Below are 26,283 nucleotides of genomic sequence, written 5' to 3'. Positions count from 1 at the left end.
GGGCGGGGGGGGGGGGGGGGGGGGGGGGGGGCGCGGCAGATAGCCGACGATCGCCGGTTAGCCAAACCGGCGATCATGGCGACCATTGAGGGGTCCGCGTGATGCTGCGCTTGGCGGTGGAGCCGCACCGGACACAGATGACTGTTGTCGTGCCTGAGGGCATGGACTTGCCCCGCATCTGCACTTGCCACGCTGGGGCAAGTGTCTCGCTACTTGGAGCCGTGAAATGGGGAATCGACCGATTGATCCCAATGATGATTACCGCGAGGCTGATGAAGTCAATCTCGCGCTCACGCTGATGTCGCTTGAAGATGTCGCCCACTTCTTGGGGAAACCGAAGGGGTGGGTCTACGGGAACTGGCGCGCGCAGGGTATCCCCTTCAAAAAGGTTGGTGCTGCGCTGCGTTGTCGGCCGCGAGATTTGGACCAATGGCTCGACCGGCAGGGCTCTTGAACGTTTAAACGGCACACACTGATTCGGTCCTAGCGAGGGCGGTGGTTTTGAACAAAAAGGGCAACGGTCTCGGTGGGTCGCCCGTAGAAATCGTGAGAAGTGGCAGGGTGAACACCTGGGGAGTAAGGACTCCTCTCCACTACGACCCCGCGCAGGGGAAGCGAGTGCGCTACTGGATTGGTCGGGAGTTCCCGACGAAGACGGCAGCCGCAATGGCGCTTAGTAAGTGGATGGCGGAGCAGGAATCGGACGGGCCCGTCCCGCGCTCGGACATGAAGTTCGGCGACTGGATAGACAAGTGGTTCGCCAAACTTCGTGTCGAGGACACGACCAAGGCGGGGTACGAGCCGAAGATCCGACTCCATATCAAGCCCTATCTGGGGGCGAAGAAGCTCAGAGACGTGACGGATGACGATCTCGACGCTCTGTATCAGAGGCTGGAGAAGGATCCGTGCCCGTCGAACCGAGGCAAACCGCTAGGTGCGAAGTCCGTACGCCACATCCACAACATCTTGTCTGGTGCGCTCGACGCCGCGGTCACGAAGAAGCTGATCCGGTTCAACCCGGCGGCAACGGCGAGCCCGCCTACCCTGCGGCAGATCAAGGCGCAGCAGAAGAAGATCGTCACCCTTGACGATGCCGAAACGAGCCGGTTCCTCGGGGACATCTGGACTCCCTGCGGAAGGCGTGGGTGCGGCCCTCTGCACGGCTGCACCCGCGACGCGCCTCTGTGGACCACCTACACGGCGACCGGGGTCCGCCGCAGCGAGGCCCTCGGGATGATGTGGGACCTCGTCCACTGGGACGAGTGCGCGATCGAGCTCGAATGGGTCGTCGTCGAAGTCGGCAACAAGAGCGTCCTGCGGCGTCTCACCAAGGACGGGGACGACAACGCGGTCATCTACGTCGATCAGTCGCTGATGAGCGTCCTGAAGATCCAGCAGGAACGTCAGGAGATGTGGAAGGAGAAGATCGGCGAAGGCTGGGACGAACACGGTCTCGTCTTCGCGCGGGACGGATACATGCTGCGCAAGGACGGCATCACTCCGGGCGGTGCGCAGGACGCCGGCCAGGTCAGCGCGCGGTGGCGAAGCACCAGGACCCGGCTGGAGCTTCCCGAGAGGTTCCGTATCCACGACTGGCGGCACAGCAAGGTCACCAACGACTTGGACGCGGGCGAGAACCCCGTTGAGGTCTCGGCCAACGTGAGGCACCACTCGCCGGGCTACACGATGTCCCAGTACGGCAAGCGCCGGGTGGAGGGGGCTCGGAAGCTCGCGTCGGGGACCGCGCAGCGCATCGGCCTGGGGCGCATTGGCTGACCGCTCGACGGGTTGGTCACGTCGTTGGTCACGGAGGAAATCCCGCTGATCACGAGGGCCTGTCGGAAGGAACTCGCTGGCGCGTTGGTCACGTCGTTGGTCACGGAGGGGGTAGAGAGCCCATAAAACCGCAGGTCAGAGGGCCAAATGTTGGAGCGACGACCGGGGCCGCCACCCCCGGCCGGATTCGTACGAGATGGGCTTCTGACCTGCGCTTCCCAACTCCGTTGGTATCTGCGTCGGCTGCTTGTAACACGGCATCGCCGGTTAGCCAAACCGGTACTTCTCCTGATGATTGTCTGCGTTGGCTGACGGGTGCCGCGGAGGCATAAATCTGGGGACCAAGGCTGGGGACCAGTGTGCCGTGCACGTAGTTGCCTCGCGCTGTCGGTGTTGCAGAAGAGCATGCAAATGATGGAGCGGCGTCCTTAACCGGCTCGAAGGAGCGCCGTTCTGGTGTCCGGAAGGGGTAGCGGTAACTCGTGGCTCGGGGCTTCAAGGAGCAGAAGGTGGGGGATTTGGTGGGTAGCGAGCTGACAATGGTTGATGTTCCGCTCGGGCCGTTCGCGGGCTCGTTGCTTACGGTGTATTCGGCCAAGAGCAAGGCAGCCAAACTGCACGCGTCCAGGCAGTGCAGACAGCTGCGCGCGTCCGATGTGATGACTGCCAAGGTCTCCCTGGATGAAGCGGTGCTGAGGCGGTTGTGCATGCGATGCGCCGCACGGGGAACCGGCGGTCGGCCGGGTACGGGACTGGGCATGTTCCTGCTGGCTATCGGTGAAACGGGCCTGCTATGTCATTTTCGGTCGTATAGGGAGCCGGACGAAGACGAGTGCTGGACCGATCACGAGGCACGGGGAGCGGCTGAGCTTCTTCGTGCTGAGCAGGGTCTGGGCGCTCATGACGGCGAGGATGAGGAGGATGACGCACCGCTACGGGAGGCGCGTGAAGAGGCCGAGAATCTGCGGGGTCTGGTCTTCTCGCATTGGTGCGGCGCGCGAGGAAGCCTGCTTGAGGCACAGGCTCTGCTCGCTCACTTTCCCTGGTTGGAGGAGTGGGCAAAGCCCTCGCTAAGGATCAAGGCACGGTACCTGGAGACCCTTCGAGCCCAGGCAGCCCGGTTCGTGGACCGGGAGGAACTTGTCGTGGCCGCTGCTGCCATGGCTCTTCCCATGCCCAAGCTGCCGTGTGCAGACCCGGCTTTTGCGGTGCTCGGCGGCAACAGCCGGGTGTCCAGTGCGCTCGTGCGCTTGTGGCTCGATGGCAGAGCACGGCTGGGCGGATCTGGGAGGGACCGGGCCCGCGTGCGTACCTCTCGTACGAGATCGTCCGAGGTATCCGCAGTAACCAGAAGGGGCACGACGCGGCCCGAGCTGAGGCTGCACGCCTGATTGTGTCTTGGGAGAAACTGGCCAGGGCAGCAGCGGCCCCGGTGGACCGGACTCGGGAACGTCGGCTGACGGCGCATATACCGCACGCGTCTGCCGGCACGCCACGTCGTGTTGTTACGGACTTCCTGGACGGGCTGGACGAGTGGACGCTCGGTGTGCTGGTCACGTGGGCCGTGCAGCCGGAATGGGGGAGCGGCGTCCTCACGCTGGAAGTTCCTGATCTCGTCGCCGAACGACTGCTCGGCCCGGCGACCGGCCTTCCATGCAGCCCAGCAGACGGGACGGTGGATCCGCCCGAGCACGATAGTCGCACCGGGAGTGAGCCGGGCAGGCTCCGCCCAGGCGTCTTCGATGACACCAGTCGGAGTCGGTGCGCGCCATGAGATCGGCGACGGCCAGGAGGTCGTCTCCGCGCACTACCGCAGCGCTGTGTTGGGCGTGCCGGCACAGCGGCGAGTGGCCCTTGCCCTCGATGAGAGGGTTGGCGTTGGTGGTGTAGAGCTGGACTGCGGCCAGGGGGCCCAAAGGGAGGGCGCTGCCACTCCCCCGCCGGTTGCTGCCGGGTTTGCGGAATGGCGCGAGGTCAAGGCGGTCCTCTGTGAGGAGGCCGTGCCATACCTCTATCCGAATACGGCTACGCCGATGTGCTCGACGACCTCCAAATCCAGTACAGGCATATCATCCGCACCATCCAAGCCAGGACTTTTCGGCAGAAGCGGGGGCCTGAAACTGAGGGTTCTCGGCCTGCGCGGGGTGGATCACTTTCACAGCGACACGGAGGCCGGCTGGATCGGGTCGTGGCGGGGGTCAGCCTGGGCGAACGGGCCGTCTTCCAGTGCGTCGCCCGGCAAATCGGTGAACGACCTTAGGTGCCCGGAGGAAACAGGGCCCCGCGCTCGTCCGGGGCGCCATTGAGCAGGTCGTGGTGCGGAACATCATCTGTCGCGTAGCCGTAGCGCGAGGCCAACAGCTCTTTGAACGCCTGCAGGTTGGGGGTCCTCATGGCGGAGCCCAATTTCCAGCGGCGTTGGGCGACGGCCAGCAGAGTTACGTCCATCTGCGCGCGCAGGCTGTCAGCGGTGAAGGCGTTCAGGGGCAGTGGGGTTGCGTAATGGCTTTCCGGCGTTCGGAAGAAGCGGGCGGGATAGTCCCGGGGGATGCTGCCCGGGCTGGCCTGCTGCAGCCGCAGGTTAGCGGCGATGTTGGCCAGGGTCAGCAGGATCTGCCAGTCGAGCCATCCTTCCTTGCGCAGTTCCTGCAGTGCTGAGCGAATGTCGGGGTCGGCCAGGACACGGGGCAGTGTCTCGCTGAGTACCTGGGGCAGGTCGGTGTAGTTGTCGCGGATCATGTCGAGTGCTCTGGTACGGTCGTAGCCGGGTCCCGGCGTTGTGGGCTGGGCGAGTTGCGGGGCGGTGGGGGGCTGGAATGCCGTGTCCGACCACGGTGGCATGGCGGATTGCCGCAGGGTGTTGTAGTGGGCCTCGGCCAGCAGGCCGGCGGCTTCGTCGTAGGGGCGACCGCTGATCAGTTTGTGCAGGAGTCCGCGGGCGAATGTTGTCTTCACCAGGGACATGAACGCCTCGGTGGGCCTGGCGCTGAGGTGGGCCAGCAGGTGCACCACCGTGGTGGACAGTTCACGTTCGAAGGCTGTGTGGTCGGTTGAGGCGCTGTAGGGGCTGAGGATGACAGTGCAGTCGATGGCGTGATTGTTGGGCCGGAAGGTGACTCTGTCCCCTCCGCCCAGTGGTGTACCCGTGATCACCCGGACCAGGATGTCCTGGGGGAAGAACAGGGGATCGTGCGGGGCGAGTTCCGCGAGCGAGATCTGCACCGCGGCGGTGAAACGTTCGGCTGCCAGGACGGTAGCGCGGGTGTTGTCGCACCGGATACGCCATGTCGTGCCCAGGGCTGCGAAGTTCATATCCCGGTGCGCTCCCACGTCCGAAAACGGTCTTCCGGTGAGCTGGTCGTCTGCGTTCTGGATGAACTGCTGCTCGGTCTGCGTGAAGCTGGGCCGGATCAGCGGGAGGTGTTCGTCCAGGTCGGCCAGGTAGTCCGCATCGGTGAGCTCACGCAGGACCGGCATGAGCGCGGGGCGGAACCGCTCTGCACTGAGCATCACCATGCTGGCGTGGAAGTCGAGTTGCTGGATGTAGCCGTGAGAGGGGTAGTCCTCGGGGGTTTCGGCGAACAGGTGGTGGGCCATGAAGGCGAGTCCGCCGAGAGCGAGGGCGTCGCCCCAGTGGCCAGCCGCGTGGGTATGGGCCATGGCTTGGGTCAATGCGGCGGGTAGCAGGTCTTGATGTTCCTGGCCTGCGGGTGAGGCGGCGACGGCGGCGGCGGTCAGCACGTACTGCCGGGCGGCTTGCTGCAGGTCCAGGTCGCCGTAGATCTTCCCGATCATGCGCATGGTGAGGAGCGCGCCGCGCAGGGTGTCGCCGTGCCACCAGTTGATTTTGACCTCGTGTAGTTCGTGCAGCGCGTCCAGCGGTCTGCCCGCGCGCAGGAATGCCATCGCACGGTCCTGGCAGCGTGCGGCGACACTGCTGTCGCCTGCGAGGTCCGCCTGCGCGGCGTCCAGCGCGTCGCGGATCTTCTCGTAGCGTGGGTCTTCGGTGAGGGCGGGTGCGAAGATCTGGAACGTCTCGCTGACACCGCCGACTGGGAAGGCAGGGGCCTGCGGCAGCAGGTCGACCAGCTGTTCCAGACAGTCCATCGCCACGGTGACGTCCACCAGCGGGTTGGCCGAGCTGACAGTGGGCACGATCTCACCCGCCCGCCGCAGCCGTGTCGTCTCCTGCGGGGTGGGTAGCGCCCCTGCGGCCGGGCGTGTGACCTGCGGCCAACGCGGGTGCAGACACAGGCGGGCGGCCACGTCGAGGAGCGACGCCTTGCGTACGGGGTAGACAGCGGCGTCGGTGGCCTCGATCAAGACGGCTACACGCTGCCGCAGGCGGAGGTCCAACTCGCGCAGTTCCTCGGCGTTCGCCGTACCCAGGTGACGCAGCCAGGCACCGCCCCAGTACAGCAGCAGTTGGCCCGCGTCATCCAGGAGCGCGACACGCTCCGAGGACAGGGCGGCGTCGATAACTGCCCGGATATCCGCTTCGACACCGTCCAAGCTGTTCTTCCCGCGCAGAACGGCCAACACTCGTTCGTAGCGCGCCCGCAGAGCGAGCTCTCCGTCCCCAGCGTCGATGAATTCCCCGACGTAGCCGAGCCACTCGGCCAGGTCCACTCGCGCCTCGTCGTCGAAGGTCGCATGCCGCAAACCGTCCCGGACCTCGGACAGGGCTCCCGGCGTCAGACGCTTACCCGGCCGCTCCCGCAAAGCGGTCAGGGTGGAGCGGTACCAGTCCGGATGTGCCTCGGCCGGCTCGTCCGGGATCATCGCCGAGGGCAGATCCAGAAACCGCTGGGCGACCCAGACCAGGTCGCCCTGGGCGAGCATGCCAGCCACAGCCTGCCCGTCGAACACGTCCAGGGCGACGTCGTAGGTATCCCGCGCATATTGCTGCAACCGGTGCCGTGCCGCCACCGGGATTTCGTGCACCGCGAAGAAGGCCACCCTGCGCACGGGTTCGCCTCGGCTACAGATCGACTTCAGGTCGTCGCGGATCTTCCCGTCCAACGGCGGCTTCTGCACGGATGCCGCCAGGACCCACGGCTCCGTGGTGGCACGCCCGACGAACCCGCCTGCCCCAGGCAACTCGTGTGGCAGGTTCGTGTAGTACGACTCGGCATCACGTCCCTGGTCCCCGCCAGCACTTACCGGACCGGTAGCGGGCACGATGTTGCTGCTCAGCCGGCACAGCGCAATCTGAAATACGATCCGCTCGAACACATGGTGCTCGTTGCGGCCCGCCAACTGCTCAAGCAGAAACTGGATATAGCGTTCGGTCTCAGGGTAAGTCGCCACGCAAGGATTCTCTCCCACACCACTGACAACCGGCGTGCTGTCGGAGGGAACGTCGTGAGCCCCGATCTTCTGTGCGCGGTGGAGCAGCCGCCGACCCACGATCGGTGCGGGCAGACGTGATGCGCGACCGCCTCGGGGCCGAGAGGGCCCGCTGGAGGCCAAGGGGGCGCAGGTTCAAAACATGCCATCTCGACCATGCTTTTCGCAGCTCGGAGCCCGTTCTCTCATCCGTGGGAGCGCGGCCTTTCGCGCGTTCCGGGGCGTGGTGGTCCCAGGCGTGCGGTCCGGCCCGCACGGTTGGCCGTCTGCTCGGCTCCCCTGAGTACGTGAGAGGCGGTCATGAGAGGTTGAGCCCCGCGTGGTCCCACTGATCGAGCAGCACCTCTGCCGGTAGCGCGCTGCCGTCGGGAGCCAGGCGCTGAACCGGCATGTTCTCGGAGGCGCATTCGAGCAGTTGCTCGGCGACGAGGTGGGGAACGAGCAGCGCTGTGGTGCCGGCCTTCCGGTTGAAGGCCACCTGGTAGGTGGCGATGACCGCTGCTTCCCACAAGGTGAGAGGGTCGCGTTCCGGCTCGCTGTGGTGGGTCCTGACGAGGGCGGGCGCCTTCACCGCCACCAGCTGCCATGGCGTACTGACGGGGCGGCCGGCTTCTTCGCGTGCCTGACGGATCCAGTCGGCAGTGAGTCGGCGGAAGGCGGCGTGGGCCTCGGGCTTCCCCTTACGGCGACGTCCGAAGGCGTCGCTGACGACGGTGTAGACCGAGAAGTCCTGATCTTCCAGGCGGCGCCAGGACCAGACGGCTCGCCGACTCCACTCGTACCATGCTCGCCGGAAGGTCTTCTCCGCCTCCGCTCCCAACCCGGCGAAGCCCGGGTTGGGGGAGAACTTCGGCTCGGGCAGGATACGCACGGCAGCCGCCTCCAGCAGGCGGATCGGCTGCACGAGGGCCGCGAAGGCCCGACGCTCCTCGTCGAGGGCCGTGGCGAGGCGACTCTGCAGACCATCGGCCCAGGGGGCGAGGAAGGGGTACTCGGACACGGCCTCGTTGCTCCGTGTCAGGTAGGAGTGCAGCCGACGCCAGTGCTCGTGACGGCGGGAGCGGAAGTTGCGGGCGCGGTCGTATCGCTTCCATTCCTCGTCGTGCCCGGCCTCGTCGTCGTCTTTCTCCTCCTCGTCGCCGGATTCGGTGGCGGGGGGCGGGTACTCGCCGGCGGTGAGGGCGGTGGCGGCGTCACGCTCGGCCTCGAGGTCCTCCTCGTCCTTGGACTCACGGTCGAGCCAGATGGCGAGTGAATCCACTTCGCTCACGGCGGCGCCGAGCGGCAGGATGAGGCTGTCTGTGGGCAGAGGCCACCGACAGCTCGGGCAGAGCCGCGCCACGGCTTCGCCGAAGGGGACGTCGATCTGGTTCACGGAGGCGGCTGACCGCAGCGCGCGGCACTCGGGGATTCCGTGGAGCTTGCCCTTGCCTGTCGCCGAGACGTGGCAGGTGATGAGGATGCCCCGGGTCAACCCCAGGGGAACCTCAGGTGTAAAGAGGGAACCGAGCATGACATGGCGAAGCTCATCGCGAGTCGAGGACATGTCGGCAGGCTATGCGCGGGCACTGACAATCTGCCGGTCAATCTGCCCTCTCCACCCTGCAGTGACCAGAGATGCCGGAGCGATCCTCATCGCCAGGACGGGGATCCTGGGGACCAGCTGGGAACCAGCCTTCGTGACCGGCGTCAGCGGTCATGAGGATCGGGCTCGGCAGGGAGCGCGGTGCGCGAAGCACGCTGAGGTGAACGGAGAGTGCTGTGCCGGCTGCCGTGATCTTGTGTACGTCCGGATGTAGGTAGCGTTGTGTGGTCATCAGCGATCTGTGGCCGGCGATCCGGTGAAGGACGTGGATATGGACCCCGGCATCGACGAACCAAGTGAGCCCCGTGTGCCGGAGATCGTGGCGGCACAAGACCGAACACAGTCACGAACCAGGCTGTCACTGCACACAGTCGACGTCGCGCGATATCGTCAGCGTGGCTTGACAGCGGCGTGAGTAAGCGGGGTATCGGTATGGCCAGTCGGCAAGTTGCTCAGCAGAGCGGGCAGTCCTGGCGCTATCTGTACGAGCGGCTTGGTGAGAAGCCATTTCAACAGTTGTGCAATGCACTGCTGGCACACGTCTTCCCCGATGTGTCATGTTTTCCCGTCGGGCATGCCGACGGGGGCAGGGATGCGGTGCTGCAGGAGGGTAAGAGCAGCATCATCTTCCAGGTCAAGTGGACCAGTCACGCTGTCAAAGATCCTGTGACCTGGCTGGATAGAACGATCAAGGACGAGACCAGCAGCATCAGGCGTCTGGTGGAGCAGGGCGCTGAGAAGTACTACATCCTGACGTCGGTTGCTGGCACGGGGACGCCGGGGCGGGGCGGAATCGACCGTCTACACACTGCACTGGAGAAGCATTCTAAGGAATTCGGCATCCCATTCATCTGCTGGTGGCGGGCCGACATCGATGCCCGCGTCGATGCGGCACCGGACGAGCTGAAGTGGGCGTACTCCGAGATGCTGGCCGGTAGCGAGCTGATCCGCTATCTGATCGAAGCGCAAAGCGCTGAGACCGATATGCGCAGGTTGCGTGCCCTTCTTTTGAAAGTGATTGCGACGCAATGGCGGGATGATGCGAAGGTCAAGTTCAAGCAGGTGGAGCTTGACTCGCATGATCTTGCTGATCTTTTCGTCGATGTCGAGGCGACGTTGGTATCCCTTCCCCGCCGAACCGTCGGGTTGTTCGCCGACCGTGTAGTGGGCGCGCAGTTGGGAGGTGCCGCGGCATATCTGACGAGGACGGCCCAGCCGTTCACCCTCGTACGCGGTGAGCCGGGGCAGGGCAAGTCGACTCTGGGCCAGTACCTGTGCCAGCAGCATCGCATCCCGTTTCTTCGGGCAGAGGACGGCGGCCAGATCGGCAGTACGGGCTTTCAGCGGTTCCCTCTGCGCATCGACCTGAGTGACTACGCGTTGTGGCTGCTGGGCACGGACCCATTCTCAATAGTCGGTGGTGACCGGGCCGTCCGGGTGCGTCCGCGTGCATCCGGACCACTGGAGGAGTTCCTCAAAGATCTGTTGCACGCCAAGAGCGGGAAGCTTCCGGTCGAGGTCGATGGTGTGCACGACCTGCTGCACCGTCTACCGGTCCTCATTGTCCTGGATGGGCTGGACGAGGTAGCGCGGCGCGATGTACGCGCGCGTGTGGTTAAGGAGGTCAACGAGTTCTGCGCGCGCCTGAGCACCGCTGTGACGCCGCCTCAGGTAGTGGTTACCACGCGTCCGAACGCCTCGGACTTTTCCGAGCCGGATCCCGATCTGTTCGAGACCGTCGCTCTATCCAGGCTGAGTCTGCGGCTAAGGATCTCCTATCTTCGCAAGTGGGCTGCCACCCGGCACGTCTCGCCCAGAGATCGGCTTGTTCTAGAGCGATCCTTCCAGCAGCGTTCGGCCGAGCCTCACATCGACCAGCTTGCCGCCAATCCCATGCAGCTGACGATCCTGCTGTACTTGCTGCAGAAACGCGCCAACTCCGTACCCAGCAGCCGAACCGCTCTGTACTCCTCGTACATGGAGACCTTCTTGGACCGAGAGGCCACCAAGTGGCCCGCGGTCCAAGACCACAGGCAGGACCTGGAGGAGGTCACGGCGTACCTGGGCTGGGACCTGCAGTCACGCGCTGAGGCGGACGGGTCGAGCGGTCACGTGCCGACGAGGAATCTGAAGCAGTCGATCCTCGTGTACCTCTACCAGGTGGACAAGGAGACTTCGCTCGTCGATGACTTGTTCACCGCCGTGACCGACCGGGTCTGGGCGCTGTCGAGCAAGGTCCAGGGCACGTTCGAGTTCGATGTCCAGCCAGTGCGTGAGTATTTCGCAGCCCACTACCTCTACCACTTCGCGGGCGTAGACCAGTCGGACTTCGACTCCGCGAAAGTCCTGCGGAGCCTCATCCAGCGCCCGTATTGGCTGAACACCTGCCGGTTCTACTGCGGGTTCGCCAAACCCAACGACCTAGCGGGCATGCTGGAGGCACTGGAGGAAGAACGCGATCTCGGACTACGGCCGCGCCAGGTGCGGCTGGCTTCATGGGCACTGCTGTCCGATGGAGTGTTCAACGGCCGGGTCCGGTCGCTGCGCCGGGCTGCAGACCTGTTCACCGACGATCTGAGCGTTCGGCTACTTCACCACGCCCTCGGTGCGTCCGATGAGACCCCCGCGCTCAGCGCGGACCGCGGAGGCAAGTTCCTCGCCGAAAGCCTTCTCGCCCAGGTCGCTGGAGGCCCTCGGTCCCCCATGACCGCTGACCGAGTCGGTCTGGCTGTACAGATACTTGGCGAACGCGAGGCATTCGATGCCTGGTGGCAGCCGCAGGTGCAGGCCGCCGCTGGCGGCAGCAATCAGGCTCTCTGGATGGGCATCGGCCGTGCGAATGCAGCGGGAAGTCGACTGCCGCAGGAAACGGTGGCCGCACTCACCCTAGAAAATCCCCTCGAGGCCGCCGCGGCGGTGGCGGCAGGAGTCTGCCCGCCACCAGACTCCAACACCGAGCGCTGGATGCTCCACGCGGCTCTGGACGGGCACTGCTGCGACCAGGATTCCCCTGCCTCATCCCACGTCCACGACATCCTGCGCGTTGTTTCACCCCAAACCTTGATCCACAGAGCACACCCTCCGCAGCACAGCGACGCCATCGATGTCGGCCACCTCCAAGCGCCCACCGACACACAGAGGCAGACAGCACTGCAGCGCCTCAAACGCCGCAGTCCGCAGTGGTCACTCATCCAGGCCGCTCTTCGTACTGGACGGGGCCAGAAGGGAACGACATCGTCCTGGGGCAACACCGCACGGGAGCTCAGTTCCCTGTACGGGCCATGCTGGCTCGCCGCGGAAGTCGCCGTCATCGGCGCAGCCTCGCCTCGCACCGTATTCCTGACCGGAGGCAATCTAACCCGGAACTCGGAACCACTGGGCGAGAGCCCTGACTACGGACGCCTCCTGCAGGACGTACGCGCCAACAGGTCTGCGCCCGAGTGGTGGTCTCAGCAGTACGTCGCGGCTCCCGACTCCCTTTCCCGCAGGACGTGGGCGCTTGCTCTGCTCACCTGCGCCGACGCGGACGTGGTCAGCGATCACCTCGCTCACCTGGACCAGGCTCTGGCTGTCATGACGTTCCCGCAGCAGCTGGCGCTGTGCCGCAGCTCAAGTCGGCTTGGCGCCTCGGCTATCGCCCGTCGGCTGCGGCCCGGCATCCTGTCCGACTCAGCGACCCCCCTATCGGCACTCACCCAAATGCTGGTCGCCCAGCACAGCGTGAGCCTGAAACGTCTGGACCCGCTGGCGCACCTCGATGAGTCGGCCTTGACGCGGATGGCTCAGTACGGGGTCAGCGCATGGCCTTCGTTGCGGGCGCTGACCTCCCGGATGCTCGCGCAGCCATCCAACACACTGCTTGAAGGGATCAAAGCTCACGGCCCCAGCGGCGTCATCGACGTCGATATCGCGGACGCCTCCGCCGGTATCGCCCCCTTCGCATTCTCGATCATGGAGGAGCCGGACCGCTACCCGATGGCGTGGCTGCTGGCTGCCGAACGCTGCGTCGCAGGGAGTACCTCCCCGGACCCGCTGCCCACCATCGCGGAAAAAGAAAGGTGGTTCACCCTCTGAAGCTCAGTCATCACCAAAACGGCACCGCGCTCCTGCCCAAGCCCTGATACCAGCCAACCAGCGCTCCGCGCTCATGAGCGCCAGTTCCGCCCTATACGGCTGATCAGGCCCCGGCCGTATAAGGGCAGCTGGTCTATGAGGAGCAGTGATGCAGCAGCAACTCCTGGCAATGGTGGCACACCATCTGCACAAGGCTGCCAGGTGTCATGCCGTGGCAGGCCCTGGCGAGCCGGCCTCTTGACCCGGCTGCGCCCCTTGGGCGTGCGTGTCACGGACACGACCCATGGGGACCAGTTGGGGACCAGACGGTGTCCGCGCACCTGAACGGCACGCACGTCACCACACGCTGTGCTCCCTGATTTCTGGATGTATGTGCAGACAAAACGGATGACCCCTACTCCTGGGGGTCAAGGGGTCGCAGGTTCAAATCCTGTCGTCCCGACTGGAGACAGTCGCAGATCAGGGCCGGTTTCGGAGTCATCCGAGACCGGCCTTTTCCGGCACCGGCTGCTCAGGGCGTCGTCGCGTCCGATGTCATCGCCGTGCTGCCGCGATCCACCGCGTAGGTCTGCCCGCCGCACCCGATGTTGCTCTGGGCGCGCCGGTACGCGCGCCGGCCCGGAGGATCCGCGGCCCTGTTCTGCTCGCCGCGACGGGATGTCAACTCCGCGAGAACGACGCGGGCTTCGTCGAGCGTGAGGGCGGGGAGATCCACGGTGCGGGTCTGGCGTGCAGCTGTCTGTACCTCCAGGTAGGCGTTGGCACAGGTCGTGGCGTGGGACATGCGCTGGGGCGCGTTCACCGTGGTCATGACGGCGCTGAGCCCGGCGCAGACGAGGGCGAGGATGCCGGCGGCGATGCGCCCCGTCGACTCCACCAGGGCGGTGGTGCCGGCCACGGCGGCGAGCAGGCTGGTGGGCACCCCCATCATCAGATGCATGCTCCGCCAGTGTTTCGCGGTCTCGAACTGCGTCTGCGCGCTGTACATCGCGCTCTCCTCCAGTCTGCGCAGCTCATCCGCGATCGCCGTCCGACGGCCTTCGGGATCGGCGGGTGGGCTCTCTGCCACGGTGCGACTCCTCATCTCGTCCGTTTCAGTGGGTGACGTCCTGCTGGTACAGCCGAAGGGCCGCAGGAACGGGATGATCGGGTGGCAACGCGGCCGCGGCCCGCTCCCACAGGCGCTGGGTGGCGGCGGATGAGGCACGCAGCGAGGGGAGCAGTTCCGGGGCGGGGACGGCGCGCAACCCGGCGAACGGGACGGCGGGCTCGTCCGCGACCAGGTCGAGGCGGCCCGCCGGAGCGAACAGCTCAAGAGCTCCCTGCAAGGAGGTCGCCCTGCTGCGCAGCGCGATCCAGAACCGACCCGCTCCTGGCTCCGCCGTCCGGACGGAGAGGGGGGCGACGAGGCCGTCCGGCGCGGTGGTCCAGGTGTCCTGGGCCGTTTCTACGGGGTGGGGCAGCGTCAAGGTGACGCGGATCCGGCCTCCGGGCGTGTGCTCGGCTTTCACCTCGAACAGTTCGTCCCGGGCGGTCCTCCGGTAGCTGGCGCCCGTTGTGCGGGCGGCCGCGGGGAGCAGGGGGTCCAGGCGCAGGGTGAGCGAGGGGGACCGGCGGTCCGGCCGACCGGTGCGCAGGCGGGCGGCGACCACCCGGGCGGTGTGCCGCAGGAGGGGGTCCCGTGTGCTGAGCCGGTCGGCCAGCCGGACGAGCCGCTCCGCGGTGGTGTCGGGGATCCGTTCCGGACGGGCGGCCAGCAGGCCGGTCAGCAGGGAGACGGCCTCGTGGCGCAGCAGGACCGGGTCCCGGCCCTCCCGCATCCCGCGTTCCAGAACGGCCAGAGGGCCCGCCAGCCGGATGGCGGCAGGGGTGAACCAATGGAGGAGTTCGCGGCCCGGGCGTTCGACAGGGCCGGACCCGTCGAGCATGGTCAGGACATTGCCCGCGACCGTGTCCAGGTCGGCCCAGGGCAGGGTGTGGAAGAGGGACGCGGGCGGATCGGTCTCGTCGGCGAGCCGGTGCAGCAGGACATGTCTGAGGTCGGGACTCTCCTCGCCGAGGACCCGCAGGACGCTCGGTTCCGCGGGCGGGGCGTCCCAGTGCGTCTCGATGCGGGTGACCAGTTCCGCGCCCGCGGGGCTCGCGGGCAGCGGCCGGCCGTAGTGGTCCAGCTCGACGTAGAGGATGCCCCGTACGGGGTGATGGAGGGCCAGGGCAGGGACGGGCGGTCCGTCACCGCGCCGGGCGGTCACACCGGTTCTACGCCAGGCGGGATCCTGGAACCGGGGGAGTGCCCGGGCGTCCGTCCGCTCGGCTCCGTCGTTCACCAGGCCCGTGACGTGGTGAACGCCGGGCTCGGAGCCGGCGGTGTCCAGGCGCGCCACCCAGCGGGCGAGGGGCCGATGGGGGATGGGTGCGTTCGCGCCGGCGGGAGGCGATCCGTTCACGCAGGGCTCCCCAGCAGTGTCTTGAGCAGGCGCTCCACACTCGGCCCCAGGGTGCCGGCCACGGCGGTCTGCCGGTCCGCGGGGACATCGCCCAGGCTCTCGTGGTGAAGGACCAGCAGTTGTGTCCAGGACCGCTCGCCACGCTCCTGGACCTGCCCGGCCAGATCGTCGGGGAACTCCGCTGTCCAGGAGCGGAGTTCGCGCGTGTCCACTGGACCGTCCTCCCCCCAGCGCACGAGGAACTTCACCGCCCGCAGCGCCAGCTCGGCCCGCACCATGGGGTCCGACGAGCGGATGACGGGTACCAGAGCGCGCCCTGGTCCCGCGAGATGCGGCAGACCACGCCGGCTCGGGTCGATGACGAGGTGACGTTCGAAGTCGTACAGGATGCTGTTGACGGTGAAGTCCCGCTGCCGGTTGTCGGCGGCCAGGTCGGTTCCCGTGGCGGGAAATCCGAACCCGCTCTGCCCCAGACCTCTGTATTCCAGCAGCGCCGAGGACAGACCGACACCCTCGACCATGCAGACAAGGCTGTCGGGGCTCACCCGGAGGGTCAACTCGTAGGTCTCGCCGTCTTCCTCAAGGGCTTGGCGTGCCAACCCCGTGAAGCGCCCGGCCGGCGCGGTGCCCGTGAGGTCCAGGTCCCTGACCGCTTGGCGGCCGTGGCCGGACAGCAGCTCACGGGTGGCCCCGCCGGTCAGCCAGAGCTCGTGTCCGGCCGCCCGTACCACGCGGGTGATCGGGTGAACTACGCTCGCCCATGGCCCGGTTGCGTCGGCCAGGAGGTCGCGCACCGCCGCCGGGAGGCAGGGGGATCTCCGCGCCGAGGGAATCACCACGCCCTCGGGCAGTCTGTCGTGAGGGAGCCGTTCGTCGCCCGGGCCCGGAGGCCGGAGTGCGGGGACGGGACGGGACGGAAGCCCGTCACGGCTCAGGTCGCCGTCCGTCAGCAGCCGGTCGTCTCGCGCGGTTGCCGGGACCTCCCGGGGCTGCGGCTCATAACCGAAGCCCACCACGCCCTCGCCGTCGACCGTGTCTCCGGTCATGACCGGGCCGTCCGGCGCACGACGTTCCACGCCCTCCGTGGTGCGAGCGTACGGCGGGCAACCGCGGCCGCAGCGGCACTCCGGTACCGCCGGCTCCGCCGCACCAGCGCCCTCGACATCGTCCGTACAGGTCACGGCAAGTACCTCCCGACCCACAGGGCCTTCCCGCCGGACCCGGACCGCAGCTGGAGCCGGTGGTCCGACTCCGCTTCGTAGACCTGGCCTTCGTAGGCGTCATCGATGCCGCCCACCACCGGAATGTCCAGCAGGGCGATGTCGCGGAGCTGCTCGGCGGTGCAGGTGATGTCCTGCTCCGGCTCGTCGACGCAGCGGTGTGCCGCGAGCCCGGGGAACACGATGCCGTTCTCCGTCCGCCCCGGGTGGCTGCTCAGCAGCCGCACCAGCTCGCGGCGACCCTCGGCGGTGCGCACAGCGTCCTTCGTCTCGCCGTCACAGTGGTCGCACAGACTCCGCAGACGTGCCACGTCTCCGTCCTCGGCCGCGTCCTTGATGCCCTCTGCGAGCGCCCGCAGATGGGTCGGCACCGGTTCACCACGGTCCGTCGTCCTCGCCACGCGATCGTCCTTCGGTTGGGCGACCCGTGCGGGTGGCGCGGCCTTCGCGCTTTCGGCCGGGGTGAACACGAAGGCCGACACCCCGGAGCCGAGGACGTGGCGCTCGCCGCGGCTGTCCGAGAACTCCAGGTCGCCGAGCAGCGGAAGGTAGGAGTCGTCCTCCTCGCGCCGCTCGGGCCGCTCAGGGACCAGAAGCCGCGCGCCGCGCCCTCCGGCGCCGTAGCCGACCGCGCTCATGCCCGTGCCGATGAAACGCCAGGCTCCGTCGTGCTGGTAGTACGACACGAACCTCTCGGGAGGGGCGGCCTGGCAGCCCGTCATCGGCCCGAAGGTCACGGTGAGGCCCTCACCCGCCCAGGCCAGCCCGGTCACAAGGACGCGCTCCTCCAGCAGAGCGTGCCCCATGACCGCGTCGACGGGGCGCTCGGGCGTCTGACGGCCCTTATCGCCGTATGTGGCGAGCAACACGTTCCCGACGTTCCAGCAAGCTCCGCCGGAGTCGGCCGACGCCCAGGCGATCCGCCTCCCGTCGGGGGAGCCGATCCCGTCCGCGAACGAGGTCGGCGCCCGGGCCGGAAGGAACGGCCGAACCGTGCCGGAGCGGTCGGCCCCGACGAGTCGGTACTGGCCGCGGCCCACCTCGCGCTCTGGTAGCAAATCGGCGATCGTCACCTGGTCCCGGCCGCCGGCGGCGACCCTGGCGTAATCCCCAAGAGGTTCGCTCAGCGCTGCGCGACGGGTCTGCCCGTCGGCCGCGAGGAACAGAAGAGCGTCGCCGTCGCTGGACAGGGTGGCGACTTCGTCGCCGAGAAAGCCAACTCCTCCACAGGCACATGGGGTGGTCCGCTCGCGGCCGGTCGTGACGTCGAGCCGGTGCAGTATCCGGCCGCCATGGCTGTCGCTCTCGTCGTCGATCCACGCCAGCGCCGAACCGTCGGGGGACCACCGGACGTGGTCCGGGGCGGCGCGCAGCCGCACGCCGCGCCAGGTACGGCCGTCGGCGTCCGCCAGGACGATTTCCCGCGCGAGCGGGCGGACGAACGCCAGCACGGGGGCGCCGCGGGCGGCACTCGCCTCGTCGCCCTCCGCTGTGGCGCCGTCCCTCGGCGCGGTGCACGCCGCCACCAGCAGCGTCGCGCCCACGAGCAGGGAGGCGAATCGTCCCACCCATCTGCGGGGCCGGTTCATCTCGTCACGTCCCCGCACAGGTCGATGTACGCCACGGACTCGTCCACGTGCTCCTTCCACTGGTCGGGCGACAGCCCGCCCTCGGCCCAGTCGCACATCTGCCGCTTGAGCGAACCCTCGGTCAGCTTCCAGATGTTGACGGGGCCCGGTTGCCGGTGCTCCCGCTCGGGCGGCAGGGTGCTTCCGGTGAGATACGCGCCATCCGGTGACCAGTTCACCTGCACCACGGTGTTGCCGCCGGTGTCACGCAGCGGCGGCATCGCCTGCTGCCCGTTCTCAAGACTGTGGACGAGGACGTGATCCCCCATGGCCGACGCCACCTGCCTGCCGTCGGGCGAGATCGCGACATCGCGGGCCAAGTCCCCCGGGGGCAGGCGCAGGGGCTTGCCTCGCGGGGTCAGCTTCCGGCCGTCCAGCACGCTGACGGTGCTTCTGGTCCAGTCGAGGGCGACGAGTTTCGACCCGTCCTTCGACACCGACAGTCGTGCGACGTGGGGCGCGGCGACCGTGCGCAGCCTTTTGCGGGTGACGAGGTCCACCATGACCAACCGTGTCTTCTCCTTTCCCTCCTCGGTGAAGATGCCGGTCGTGCCGTGGATGGCCATGGCCGTGGAGTCGGATCGCAGCGGCATCGTGCCCAGGAGGTCCCAGCTTCTGGTCGACCAGAAGCCGACGTCTCCCAGCGCGTTCCGCGCCACCAGCAGCCGGGCTCCGGGCACGAACGCGACCTGGCCCGCGATGCGGTCCTCCGCCTTTCGCTTGCGGTCCTCCACGGGGGACATGAGGAGTTCCTGCTGATAGGTGCCGTCCCGCTTCCACACCGTCACCGCGGTGAAGCCGCGGGTCTGCCCGGCGGCTGCCACGAACTTGTCCGATATCGCCAGGTCGTTGATGTAGGCGGACGAGGCCGGGTAGTCCGTCACGGGTTCGTACGAGGGTGGCGCGGCACCGGCCGGGTCGGGCTCCGAGTCGAGGTCGATCGAGTAGACGCCGTACGAGCTGTTCGTCCTGTAGTCGGTAAGCAGGAGCGTGTGACCGGGACCGAAGACCGCACCCGTGGACGGGTCCCCGGACGGAAGGGTGCGCTGTACCGGATGGTTGCCGAGCACGGTGACGCGGGCGTCGCCGGCGGCCACGACCGTCCCGTCCTCCGCCTGGACCGCGGCAACGGAACGTCCGCCACTGGGCACGGAGAGCGGCTCGGAAACGCTGTCGATGCCTGGCTGCACGGGGATCACCGCGGTGCCGCTCCTCCCGGCGACCACGACGTCGTCACCGTACTGCTCCATGGCTTCGGGCCGGGTGGCCAGTGCGCCGAGCGGATAGGCGATCCTGCTGCGCGTGTCCCGGTTCCAGGCCAGGACGCCGCCGCCCGTGGCCAGCGTGACGAGATCCCCGGCGGCGCGGACCAGTGACGCGTTGCCGGGGACCTCGCCGGCGGGGACCAGGAGCGAGACCTTCTTCGTCCGGAGGTCCACGGCGACCACGTCGTTCGTGGTGAGCAGGAGGACGGCCTGGTCGGCGCCGCCACCCGGACCGGAGTAGCCGGAAACGACGTCGGCGTTGATCGCTATCCGGCGCGCGGACAGTTGGTCGAGGAGCTTCTTTCCCGCGATGTCGCGCAGTTGCACGCACTCGGTCACCGTGCGACTGACGGGGTCGATGGTGGCCACGGCACCCCCGTCCCACACGGTGGTGAGCAAGGAGCCGTTCGACGTGAAGTCCCACCCCACGATCTCGCTGTACTGCCCGGTGCAGGACGGTGCCTTCACCTCACCCAGCGCCTGCGGCTTGTCACCCGATGCGTTGAACAGCCTGATGTCCCTGCCGTCGTGTGCGGCGAGGAACCCCGACTCGACACTGCGGACGAGACCGGCCGCGCGGCCCTTCACCTCGGCCAGCTCGCGCCCCGACCGGGTGTCCCACACCCGGATCGCGTCGTCGACGCCCGAGGTGTAGGCGCGATGTCCGTCGTCGACGGCGAGGACGTCGACCCGGGTGCGGTCGGCGACCCAACTGCGTACCGTGTTGCGATTGCTGTCCAGGACCTCCTGGATGGCGGCCTTGGCCTCGTCGTTCTCCGGATCGATGTCGTATCCGGCGAGGGCGAGCAGGCCGGCCGTGCGGGGTTCGCTGCTTTTGAGCTGGATCGCCCGCGCGGCGAGTTCGGCTGCCACGGCACGGCGGTTGTTCCGCTCGCTCTCGTCACTGGCCAGGCCCCACGCCACGAGGGAGCCGGCGAGCAGCGTCGCCAGTACGCCGACCCCCAGCCGGGACACCGCACGGAGGTCGAGACGTCGCGCCTCCTTGGCGGCCTCCTCCACGGTGACCGCGCCGACGACGGTGGCTTCGCTGCGGCACCGCCGGGCCCTCTCCTCGTCGCGTTCGGGCACCACGACCCGGTGGCCTTGCCTCACCACGCGCAACTTGCTCTCGTAGCCGGTCACGGACTCGATGACGCGGGGATTCGCGGCGCTCACCGCCCCGATGACGGACGTATCGGGGTTGATCCTGCTTATGCGCAGCCGTCCGGCCCAACTGCCCCGCGTCCTGCCCAGTTCGGTGAGCAGCACCGCGAAGGCCGCGCCGAAGGAGGAGTCACTCACGTGGTCGACGGGGCCGTCGGCGTTCCTCAGCGACCAGAGCACCGCACCGCGGAGTTTCGCGGGACGCGAGGTCTGCCACGCGTCCTCGAGGGATCCACGGAAACCCTGATCACCGAAGAAGGCCGACATGGTGCGCGGATCCGGCAGCAGTCCCGAGGGCAGCCCGCGCACCAGGTCCAGTCGGAGCCGGAAGTCCGCACCGGTGCCGCCACGCTCGGCCAGTACCGTGACCTCCGGCCCGCGTACGGGCCTGGGTAGTCCTCCGTCCAGTGCCAGCAGGGCGAGGGAGAGGTGTGCGCGGATCTCGGCGGGGATGTCGTCGGCTGCGAGCAGCCCGGCCAGTCGAGCACCGTGCCGGGAGCCGGTCGGCGCGCTCCACTCGCCCTGGGCCGAGGCGACCTGCCGCGTCGCGGCAGCGCTGTGCGACAGCCAGGACCTGCCCGTCCGCAGGTGCTCCTCGGCTTCGTCGGCAGCCCCGGCGAGGGCGAGCCCGAGGGCCGCGTAGGCGCGTAACGCGCGCCCGGGCGCCGACTCGCCGTGCACGAACGGAGCGTCCACGGGATCGTGCAGCGCGGCATAGCCGGGTGCCTCGTCGAGTACGTCGTGCATCGGCGTGCGGCCGGCCATCAGACGCCGCAGTGTCTCGACGTCGTCCTCGGCGATGCAGCCGGTGAGGAGCTCCCACAACGGCTGTTCCCTACCGGTGAGTCGGGGAAAGAGATCCCATTCGTCGGTTCCGGCCGGCAGGCGGTGCAACAGTTCGCGGACCGTATGAGGGAGCAGGTGTTCTTCGGCCACAACTGCCTTCCATGACTGCACGTTCAGGTGGGAGGTCATCGTGGCAGCACCGCGGGCCCGGGGCGGTCGAAATGGCTGAGAAATGGCAGGCAGTTGCCAAGTGATAGGTGAATTCAGGTAACAAGCGCAACAGCAGAATCACCAGGAACAGGAGTCGCAATTCGTGATCACCCGCGAGCCGATGCGAAGTCCTCGTCATCTGCACGTACGTGTCACAGAGGCGTCGAAGCTCTGCCATTCTGTCCCGGCATGGGCGACACGCGATCGAAGGAGAGCAGTGGCCTTCCTGACTCCACGCCGACGTCTGAGGAGATTGCTGTGCCTGGTCGGCGCCGGGATGGTGCTGGCCGCCTGCCAGGGGGGAGACAGCGACGACCGGCCCGCGCCGGATGCCTCCGCCGCGCAGTGGCGTCAGATTCCGATCACCGAACTGCCGTCCGATTTCTTCGGGCTGTCGGCCCGGTCGCTCGTGGCATCGAAGGACGGTTTCCTGCTCGCGGCCCGGACACAGGGCGGCAGCTCGGAGCTGTACCGCTCCGAGGACGGAATCTCCTGGCAGCCGTCCCGCCCCTCGGCCGAGCAGATGTCGGTGGACGTCCTCGCCGGTCACGGCGGTGAGGTGATCGCCGGCGGCCACCTCTTCCAGGACGGCGAGGATGTTCCGGCAGTCATGCGCTATCGGGGCCGAGGCCGATGGGCGAAGACAGAGCTCCTTGCTGCGGGAGACTCCTCGGACGTGGTGCTGGCCGCCGCTCAGGGACCTCGCGGCTCATTCGTGGTGGGCCACGACGGCGGGCCGTTCGAGGCGGGGACCGACCAGAAGAGGGGGCACGCCCTGCGTATCTGGTCCGCTACGGGGACCGGCGCGTTCGGCGCACCCCATGAGGTCGCCTGCCCCCAGTGGCCGGACCAACCGCCCGAGGTCGGCGCGCTCGCCGACGCGGACGGCTTCACCGTCTGGGCGCGGTGCCGGGACCCGTGGGGTACGTCCGGCACCTTCACCCTGAGCAGCTCCGACGGCCACACCTGGCGGCGAAGGCCGAACCCGTCCGAACCGCTGGCCCCGCGCGCGGGCACCGCGGCACCCACGAGCGGTGCGCGGATCAGGCAGATCGTCACGGTGCCGGGCGGCTACCTGGCCTTGGGATCGGAGCAGTCCGCCACCAGGGCCACCGGCGCGCTGTGGTCCTCGTCGGATGGCCGCCGCTGGACCATGGCCGACAGCGGAAAGGACGGCTTCCGGCAGTCGGTGCAGGTGGACGCGGCAGCGGAGTACGACAGCGCGCTGCTCGCCTTCGGCACCGACCCGGCGACGGACGGCCGCCCACCCGCCCGCACCCGGGTGTGGCTCGGCACTCCGCGCGGTCACACACCGAAGCCGCTCCCCACCAGCGGTGAGGGACTACGAGCGGTCTCGGGCACCTGGAGCTGGGCCCAGGCCACCCTGAAGATCTCCGTGCGGGGCGAGTTCACCTACCGCTTCCGCACCATGCGCGACTGCGCCACCGATGCTCCGCCCTGTGACGACGCGAAAACCTCCACCTGGGGCGGGCTCGTCACCGGCACCCTGCGAGAGGGGGCCGAGGGCGCACTAGAGGGCAAGGTGAGCTCCTCCAACATGGCCGACGACCGCCACACCCCGGGCGCCCCGGTCACGGTCACCCGGGAGCCCTACAACGCCGTCGGCCTCACCATCGGCCGCTCCGTGGTGGGCATCTTCTGCCACCCCGGCGCCTACGACGAACGCTGCCGGGACGTGCACGGCTGAACCCCCCATCGTGCTTGCCGCCGGCCCCCGGTCGACGCTCCCGCCCCGCCGACGAGCCACCGGGCCGGCGGAGGATGGTCCCGGAAAGATCCGAGACCGGCCCTCACCCGTTCCTGGCAACGCTCGGCCAACCCTTCTCACCGGCGTCGGCGTGTGGCGGGCGCCGCGCGTCCCGTCGTGCGCTTTGATCGGTGGACGCATCGTGCCGTGCCGCGCATGGAGCCGGCCGGGCACCAGGTCGTCAAGGAGCGCTCGGCATGACCGGGAAAGAGTCAGGCACCCACCACTGGCTGTTCGGCGACCAGCTCGGCCCCCATTTCGTCGACCCGGCCCGGGGCGGGCCGCACCGGGACGCGCCGTTGCTGATGATCGAGGCGAGGAGCGTCTTCCGGCGGCGACGCTTCCACCGTGCCAAGGCGCACCTGATCCTCTCGGCGATGCGCCACCGGGCCGCCGAGCTCGGTGACCGCGTGCGGTACGTCAAGGCGGACACCTACCGCCAGGGGCTGCGCGAGGCGGTGGGGGAGGCCGAGGTGACCGTGCACCATCCCACGTCCCACGCGGCCCGCGCCTTCGTGGGCGCGCTGCCCTCGGTGCGCGTCCTGCCGGCGCGCGGCTTCCTCGTGACCCACGACGAGTTCAGGACCTGGGCGGACGACCGCGGCACGAAAGGCCTCCGCCAGGAGGACTTCTACCGATGGGTCCGCCAGACGCACGACCTGCTGATGGACGGCGACCGCCCCGTGGACGGCCGCTGGAACCTCGACCACGACAACCGGCAACCCCCGCCGCGCGGCGTCACCGACCTGGGCGTACCGGCGCCCTACCGCCCCCGCGAGGACGACATCGACGACGAGGTGCGGTCCGACCTCGACCGCTGGGCGCGCGAGGGGGACGTGCGGTTCGTCGGCGACGACGGGCCGCGCGGGTTCCCGGCCACGCGCCGGGAGGCACTCGCCGCGCTGCGCCGCTTCATGGACCACCGGCTGCTCACGTTCGGCGCGCACGAGGACGCGATGCTCTCCGGGGACGCGACGATGAGCCACAGCCTGCTCTCCTCCTCCCTCAATCTCGGGCTGCTGGACCCCGCCGAGTGCGTCGAGCGGGCGGAGGTCCGTTGGCGCTCGGGCGACGTCCCGCTCAACAGCGCCGAGGGGTTCGTGCGGCAGATCGCCGGATGGCGCGAGTTCGTCTGGCACCTCTACTGGCACTTCGGCACCCGGTACCGCGCGAGCAACGCCCTGAGCCACCACGAGCCGCTGCCCGACTGGTTCTGGGAGCTGTCCCCGGACGGCACCGAGGCGAACTGCCTCTCCCACGTCGTGGAACAGGTCAGGACGACCGGCTGGACCCACCACATCCCCCGCCTGATGATCCTGGGCAGCTTCGCCCTCCAGCGGGGGTGGGACCCCCGGGCCGTCACCGACTGGTTCCACCGCAGCTTCGTCGACGGCTACGACTGGGTCATGGTCCCGAACGTGGTGGGCATGTCGCAGTACGCCGACGGGGGCCGCATGACCACCAAGCCCTACACCTCCGGGGGCGCCTACATCGACCGGATGAGCGACCACTGCGGCCCCTGCCGGTACAGACCGTCCGTGCGGGTCGGTGACGACGCCTGCCCCTTCACCGCCGGATACTGGAACCTGCTGCACCGCCACCGCGACCGGTTCGAACACAACGCGCGGATGACGCAGGCGGTGCGAGGCCTGGACCGGCTCCGCGATCTCGACGCGCTGCTGGAGCAGGAGCGGGAGCGCCGCGACTGACGTCCTACGGCCGGTGCGAGTGCCCGCGAGGCGCGGATGAGGAGAGGTACGTGGACCAGCCCCCGGCGGACTCCGCCCCGGAAGAGCCCGAGCAGCAGGTGCTCTTCGACTGGTCGGACCCCGCACAGGAGCCGGGGCCGCACCCGGCGTTCCGGGACGGCCCGGCCGCCCGCCGGATGCTCGACGTGCGGGAGGTCTACGCGGAGCCGGCGGCGCTCGACTCCCCGCGCGGCCGGCAGATCATGGCCCGCCTTCCCGGAGTGCCCGTGACGGAGATCGCGAGCCACTGGGGGATCCCGTCACTCCACGGCAACGACGGCAACATCGCCCGGTGGGTCCGGATCAAGTCGGGAACGCTGGTCCTCGGGGTGAAGCAGACGCTGCGGACGCGCCACAACGGCAGGTCGGCCGACTGGATCGCCCCGGGACCGTCCAACGGATGTGCGATGGCCTGCGCCTACTGCTACGTCCCCCGTCGCAAGGGCTACGCCAACCCCATCACGCTGTTCACCAACATCGAGGCGATCGTGGCCCATGTCCGGCGCCACGTACGGGCCCAGGGCCCCAAGACGGAACCCAACCAGTGCGATCCCCGGGCCTGGGTCTACGACATCGGTGAGAACGGCGACTGCTCCGTCGACGCCCTGGTCTGTGACAACACGGCGGATCTCGTCGCCGCGTTCCGGTCCCTGCCGACGGCGAAGGCCTCCTTCGCAACCAAGTTCGTCAACCCGGATCTGCTCACGCTCGACCCTCAGGGGCGTACCCGGGTGCGGTTCTCCCTCATGCCGCCCGAGGACGCCAAACTGCTGGACATCCGTACCAGCCCCATCGCCGAGCGGATCGCCGCCGCGGCCGACTTCCTCGACGCCGGCTACGAGGTCCACCTCAACTTCTCGCCCGTCGTCCTGCGCCCGGGGTGGCAGCGGGACTGGACCGACCTGCTGATCCACCTCGACGACGTCCTGCCCGACCGGGTGAAGGAACAGGCGGCGGCGGAGATCATCATGCTGACCCACAACCGGGAGCTCCACGAGGTCAATCTGGGCTGGCACCCTCGCGCCGAGGAGGTCCTGTGGCAGCCGGACGCCCAAGAGACGAAGCGCTCGCAGAACGGGGCCATCAACGTCCGCTACGCCCAGGAGATCAAGCGGCAGTCGCTGACGCGGATGCGGCAACTGATCTCCACGCACGCGCCGTGGCTGCGCGTCAGGTACGCCTTCTGACGTGACGGGTGTGTCTTACGTGACAGGCGTGTCGTAAGGGGACGGGTGTATCAACGGGACGGGGGCGGGGTGGTCC

General features: G+C 68.3%; 14 protein-coding genes and 1 pseudogene. 7 read left to right on the top strand and 8 right to left on the bottom strand.

What is annotated here, in order from left to right; genetic code table 11:
- Nucleotides 1–226 precede the first annotated feature (226 nt).
- The 3 genes from ACIQAK_RS27325 (at nt 227) to ACIQAK_RS27315 (ending at nt 3,167) form a co-directional block, all read left to right on the top strand.
- A complete protein-coding gene (locus tag ACIQAK_RS27325) occupies nt 227–454 on the top strand; it encodes a helix-turn-helix domain-containing protein (protein WP_366392693.1) in 228 nt (75 codons plus the stop codon).
- Nucleotides 455–684: 230 nt separating this feature from the next.
- Nucleotides 685–1,776, top strand: a complete 1,092-nt coding sequence (locus ACIQAK_RS27320; protein ID WP_366392694.1) for a site-specific integrase — start codon at nt 685–687, stop codon at nt 1,774–1,776.
- Between the two features lie 521 nt (nt 1,777–2,297).
- A complete protein-coding gene (locus ACIQAK_RS27315) occupies nt 2,298–3,167 on the top strand; it encodes a hypothetical protein (protein ID WP_366392695.1) in 870 nt (289 codons plus the stop codon).
- Between the two features lie 865 nt (nt 3,168–4,032).
- On the opposite strand, the gene ACIQAK_RS27310 is transcribed toward ACIQAK_RS27315, so the two are convergent.
- The 3 genes and pseudogenes from ACIQAK_RS27310 to ACIQAK_RS27300 form a co-directional block, all read right to left on the bottom strand.
- Nucleotides 4,033–7,086, bottom strand: coding sequence for a hypothetical protein (locus tag ACIQAK_RS27310; protein ID WP_366392696.1), 3,054 nt, complete (start codon nt 7,084–7,086; stop codon nt 4,033–4,035).
- Nucleotides 7,087–7,423: 337 nt separating this feature from the next.
- Entirely contained in the window at nt 7,424–8,671 is a 1,248-nt protein-coding gene (locus ACIQAK_RS27305) for a hypothetical protein (protein ID WP_366392697.1), read from the bottom strand.
- 148 nt (nt 8,672–8,819) lie between these two features.
- Nucleotides 8,820–9,041: pseudogene (locus ACIQAK_RS27300) on the bottom strand (tyrosine-type recombinase/integrase); the annotation flags it as partial.
- A 101-nt stretch (nt 9,042–9,142) separates the two neighbouring features.
- On the opposite strand from ACIQAK_RS27300, the gene ACIQAK_RS27295 reads away from it, so the two are divergent.
- Nucleotides 9,143–12,784, top strand: a complete 3,642-nt coding sequence (locus ACIQAK_RS27295; protein WP_366392698.1) for a hypothetical protein — start codon at nt 9,143–9,145, stop codon at nt 12,782–12,784.
- Nucleotides 12,785–13,295: 511 nt separating this feature from the next.
- Here the strand turns inward: ACIQAK_RS27295 and ACIQAK_RS27290 are convergent.
- The 5 genes from ACIQAK_RS27290 to ACIQAK_RS27270 form a co-directional block, all read right to left on the bottom strand.
- On the bottom strand, nt 13,296–13,853 hold the full coding sequence (locus ACIQAK_RS27290) for an SLATT domain-containing protein (protein WP_366392699.1): 558 nt from the start codon (nt 13,851–13,853) through the stop codon (nt 13,296–13,298).
- A gap of 25 nt (nt 13,854–13,878) precedes the next feature.
- Nucleotides 13,879–15,231, bottom strand: a complete 1,353-nt coding sequence (locus tag ACIQAK_RS27285) for a hypothetical protein (protein WP_366392700.1) — start codon at nt 15,229–15,231, stop codon at nt 13,879–13,881.
- The gene (locus ACIQAK_RS27280; protein WP_366392701.1) at nt 15,228–16,277 is read right to left on the bottom strand and encodes a hypothetical protein; all 1,050 of its coding nucleotides are present in this window, start codon (nt 16,275–16,277) and stop codon (nt 15,228–15,230) included. Before ACIQAK_RS27280 ends, ACIQAK_RS27285 begins: the two co-directional genes overlap by 4 nt.
- Nucleotides 16,278–16,408: 131 nt before the next feature.
- Nucleotides 16,409–18,019, bottom strand: coding sequence for a TolB family protein (locus tag ACIQAK_RS27275; RefSeq protein WP_401849186.1), 1,611 nt, complete (start codon nt 18,017–18,019; stop codon nt 16,409–16,411).
- 17 nt (nt 18,020–18,036) lie between these two features.
- On the bottom strand, nt 18,037–21,444 hold the full coding sequence (locus ACIQAK_RS27270; RefSeq protein ID WP_366392703.1) for a hypothetical protein: 3,408 nt from the start codon (nt 21,442–21,444) through the stop codon (nt 18,037–18,039).
- Between the two features lie 277 nt (nt 21,445–21,721).
- Between ACIQAK_RS27270 and ACIQAK_RS27265 the strand changes: the two genes are divergently transcribed.
- From ACIQAK_RS27265 to ACIQAK_RS27255, 3 genes are all read left to right on the top strand, one after another.
- On the top strand, nt 21,722–23,212 hold the full coding sequence (locus ACIQAK_RS27265) for a hypothetical protein (protein WP_366392704.1): 1,491 nt from the start codon (nt 21,722–21,724) through the stop codon (nt 23,210–23,212).
- 257 nt (nt 23,213–23,469) lie between these two features.
- Nucleotides 23,470–24,981, top strand: coding sequence for a cryptochrome/photolyase family protein (locus ACIQAK_RS27260; RefSeq protein ID WP_366392705.1), 1,512 nt, complete (start codon nt 23,470–23,472; stop codon nt 24,979–24,981).
- Nucleotides 24,982–25,031: 50 nt separating this feature from the next.
- Nucleotides 25,032–26,207, top strand: a complete 1,176-nt coding sequence (locus ACIQAK_RS27255) for a spore photoproduct lyase family protein (protein WP_401849182.1) — start codon at nt 25,032–25,034, stop codon at nt 26,205–26,207.
- The last annotated feature ends 76 nt before the right edge of the window (nt 26,208–26,283 follow it).

This window comes from Streptomyces sp. NPDC088706, assembly GCF_044752765.1.
In the GTDB taxonomy this organism is placed as follows: Bacteria; Actinomycetota; Actinomycetes; order Streptomycetales; family Streptomycetaceae; genus Streptomyces.
Note: the sequence above shows the minus strand (reverse complement) of the source record. Positions and strands in the feature narration are given on the sequence as shown.

Coding starts and splice junctions, on each gene's coding strand:
- ACIQAK_RS27325 (WP_366392693.1), top strand. CDS start 227: ATGGGGAATCGACCGATTGATCCCAATGATGATTACCGCGAGGCTGAT.
- ACIQAK_RS27320 (WP_366392694.1), top strand. CDS start 685: ATGGCGGAGCAGGAATCGGACGGGCCCGTCCCGCGCTCGGACATGAAG.
- ACIQAK_RS27305 (WP_366392697.1), bottom strand. CDS start 8,671: ATGTCCTCGACTCGCGATGAGCTTCGCCATGTCATGCTCGGTTCCCTC.
- ACIQAK_RS27295 (WP_366392698.1), top strand. CDS start 9,143: ATGGCCAGTCGGCAAGTTGCTCAGCAGAGCGGGCAGTCCTGGCGCTAT.
- ACIQAK_RS27280 (WP_366392701.1), bottom strand. CDS start 16,277: ATGACCGGAGACACGGTCGACGGCGAGGGCGTGGTGGGCTTCGGTTAT.
- ACIQAK_RS27260 (WP_366392705.1), top strand. CDS start 23,470: ATGACCGGGAAAGAGTCAGGCACCCACCACTGGCTGTTCGGCGACCAG.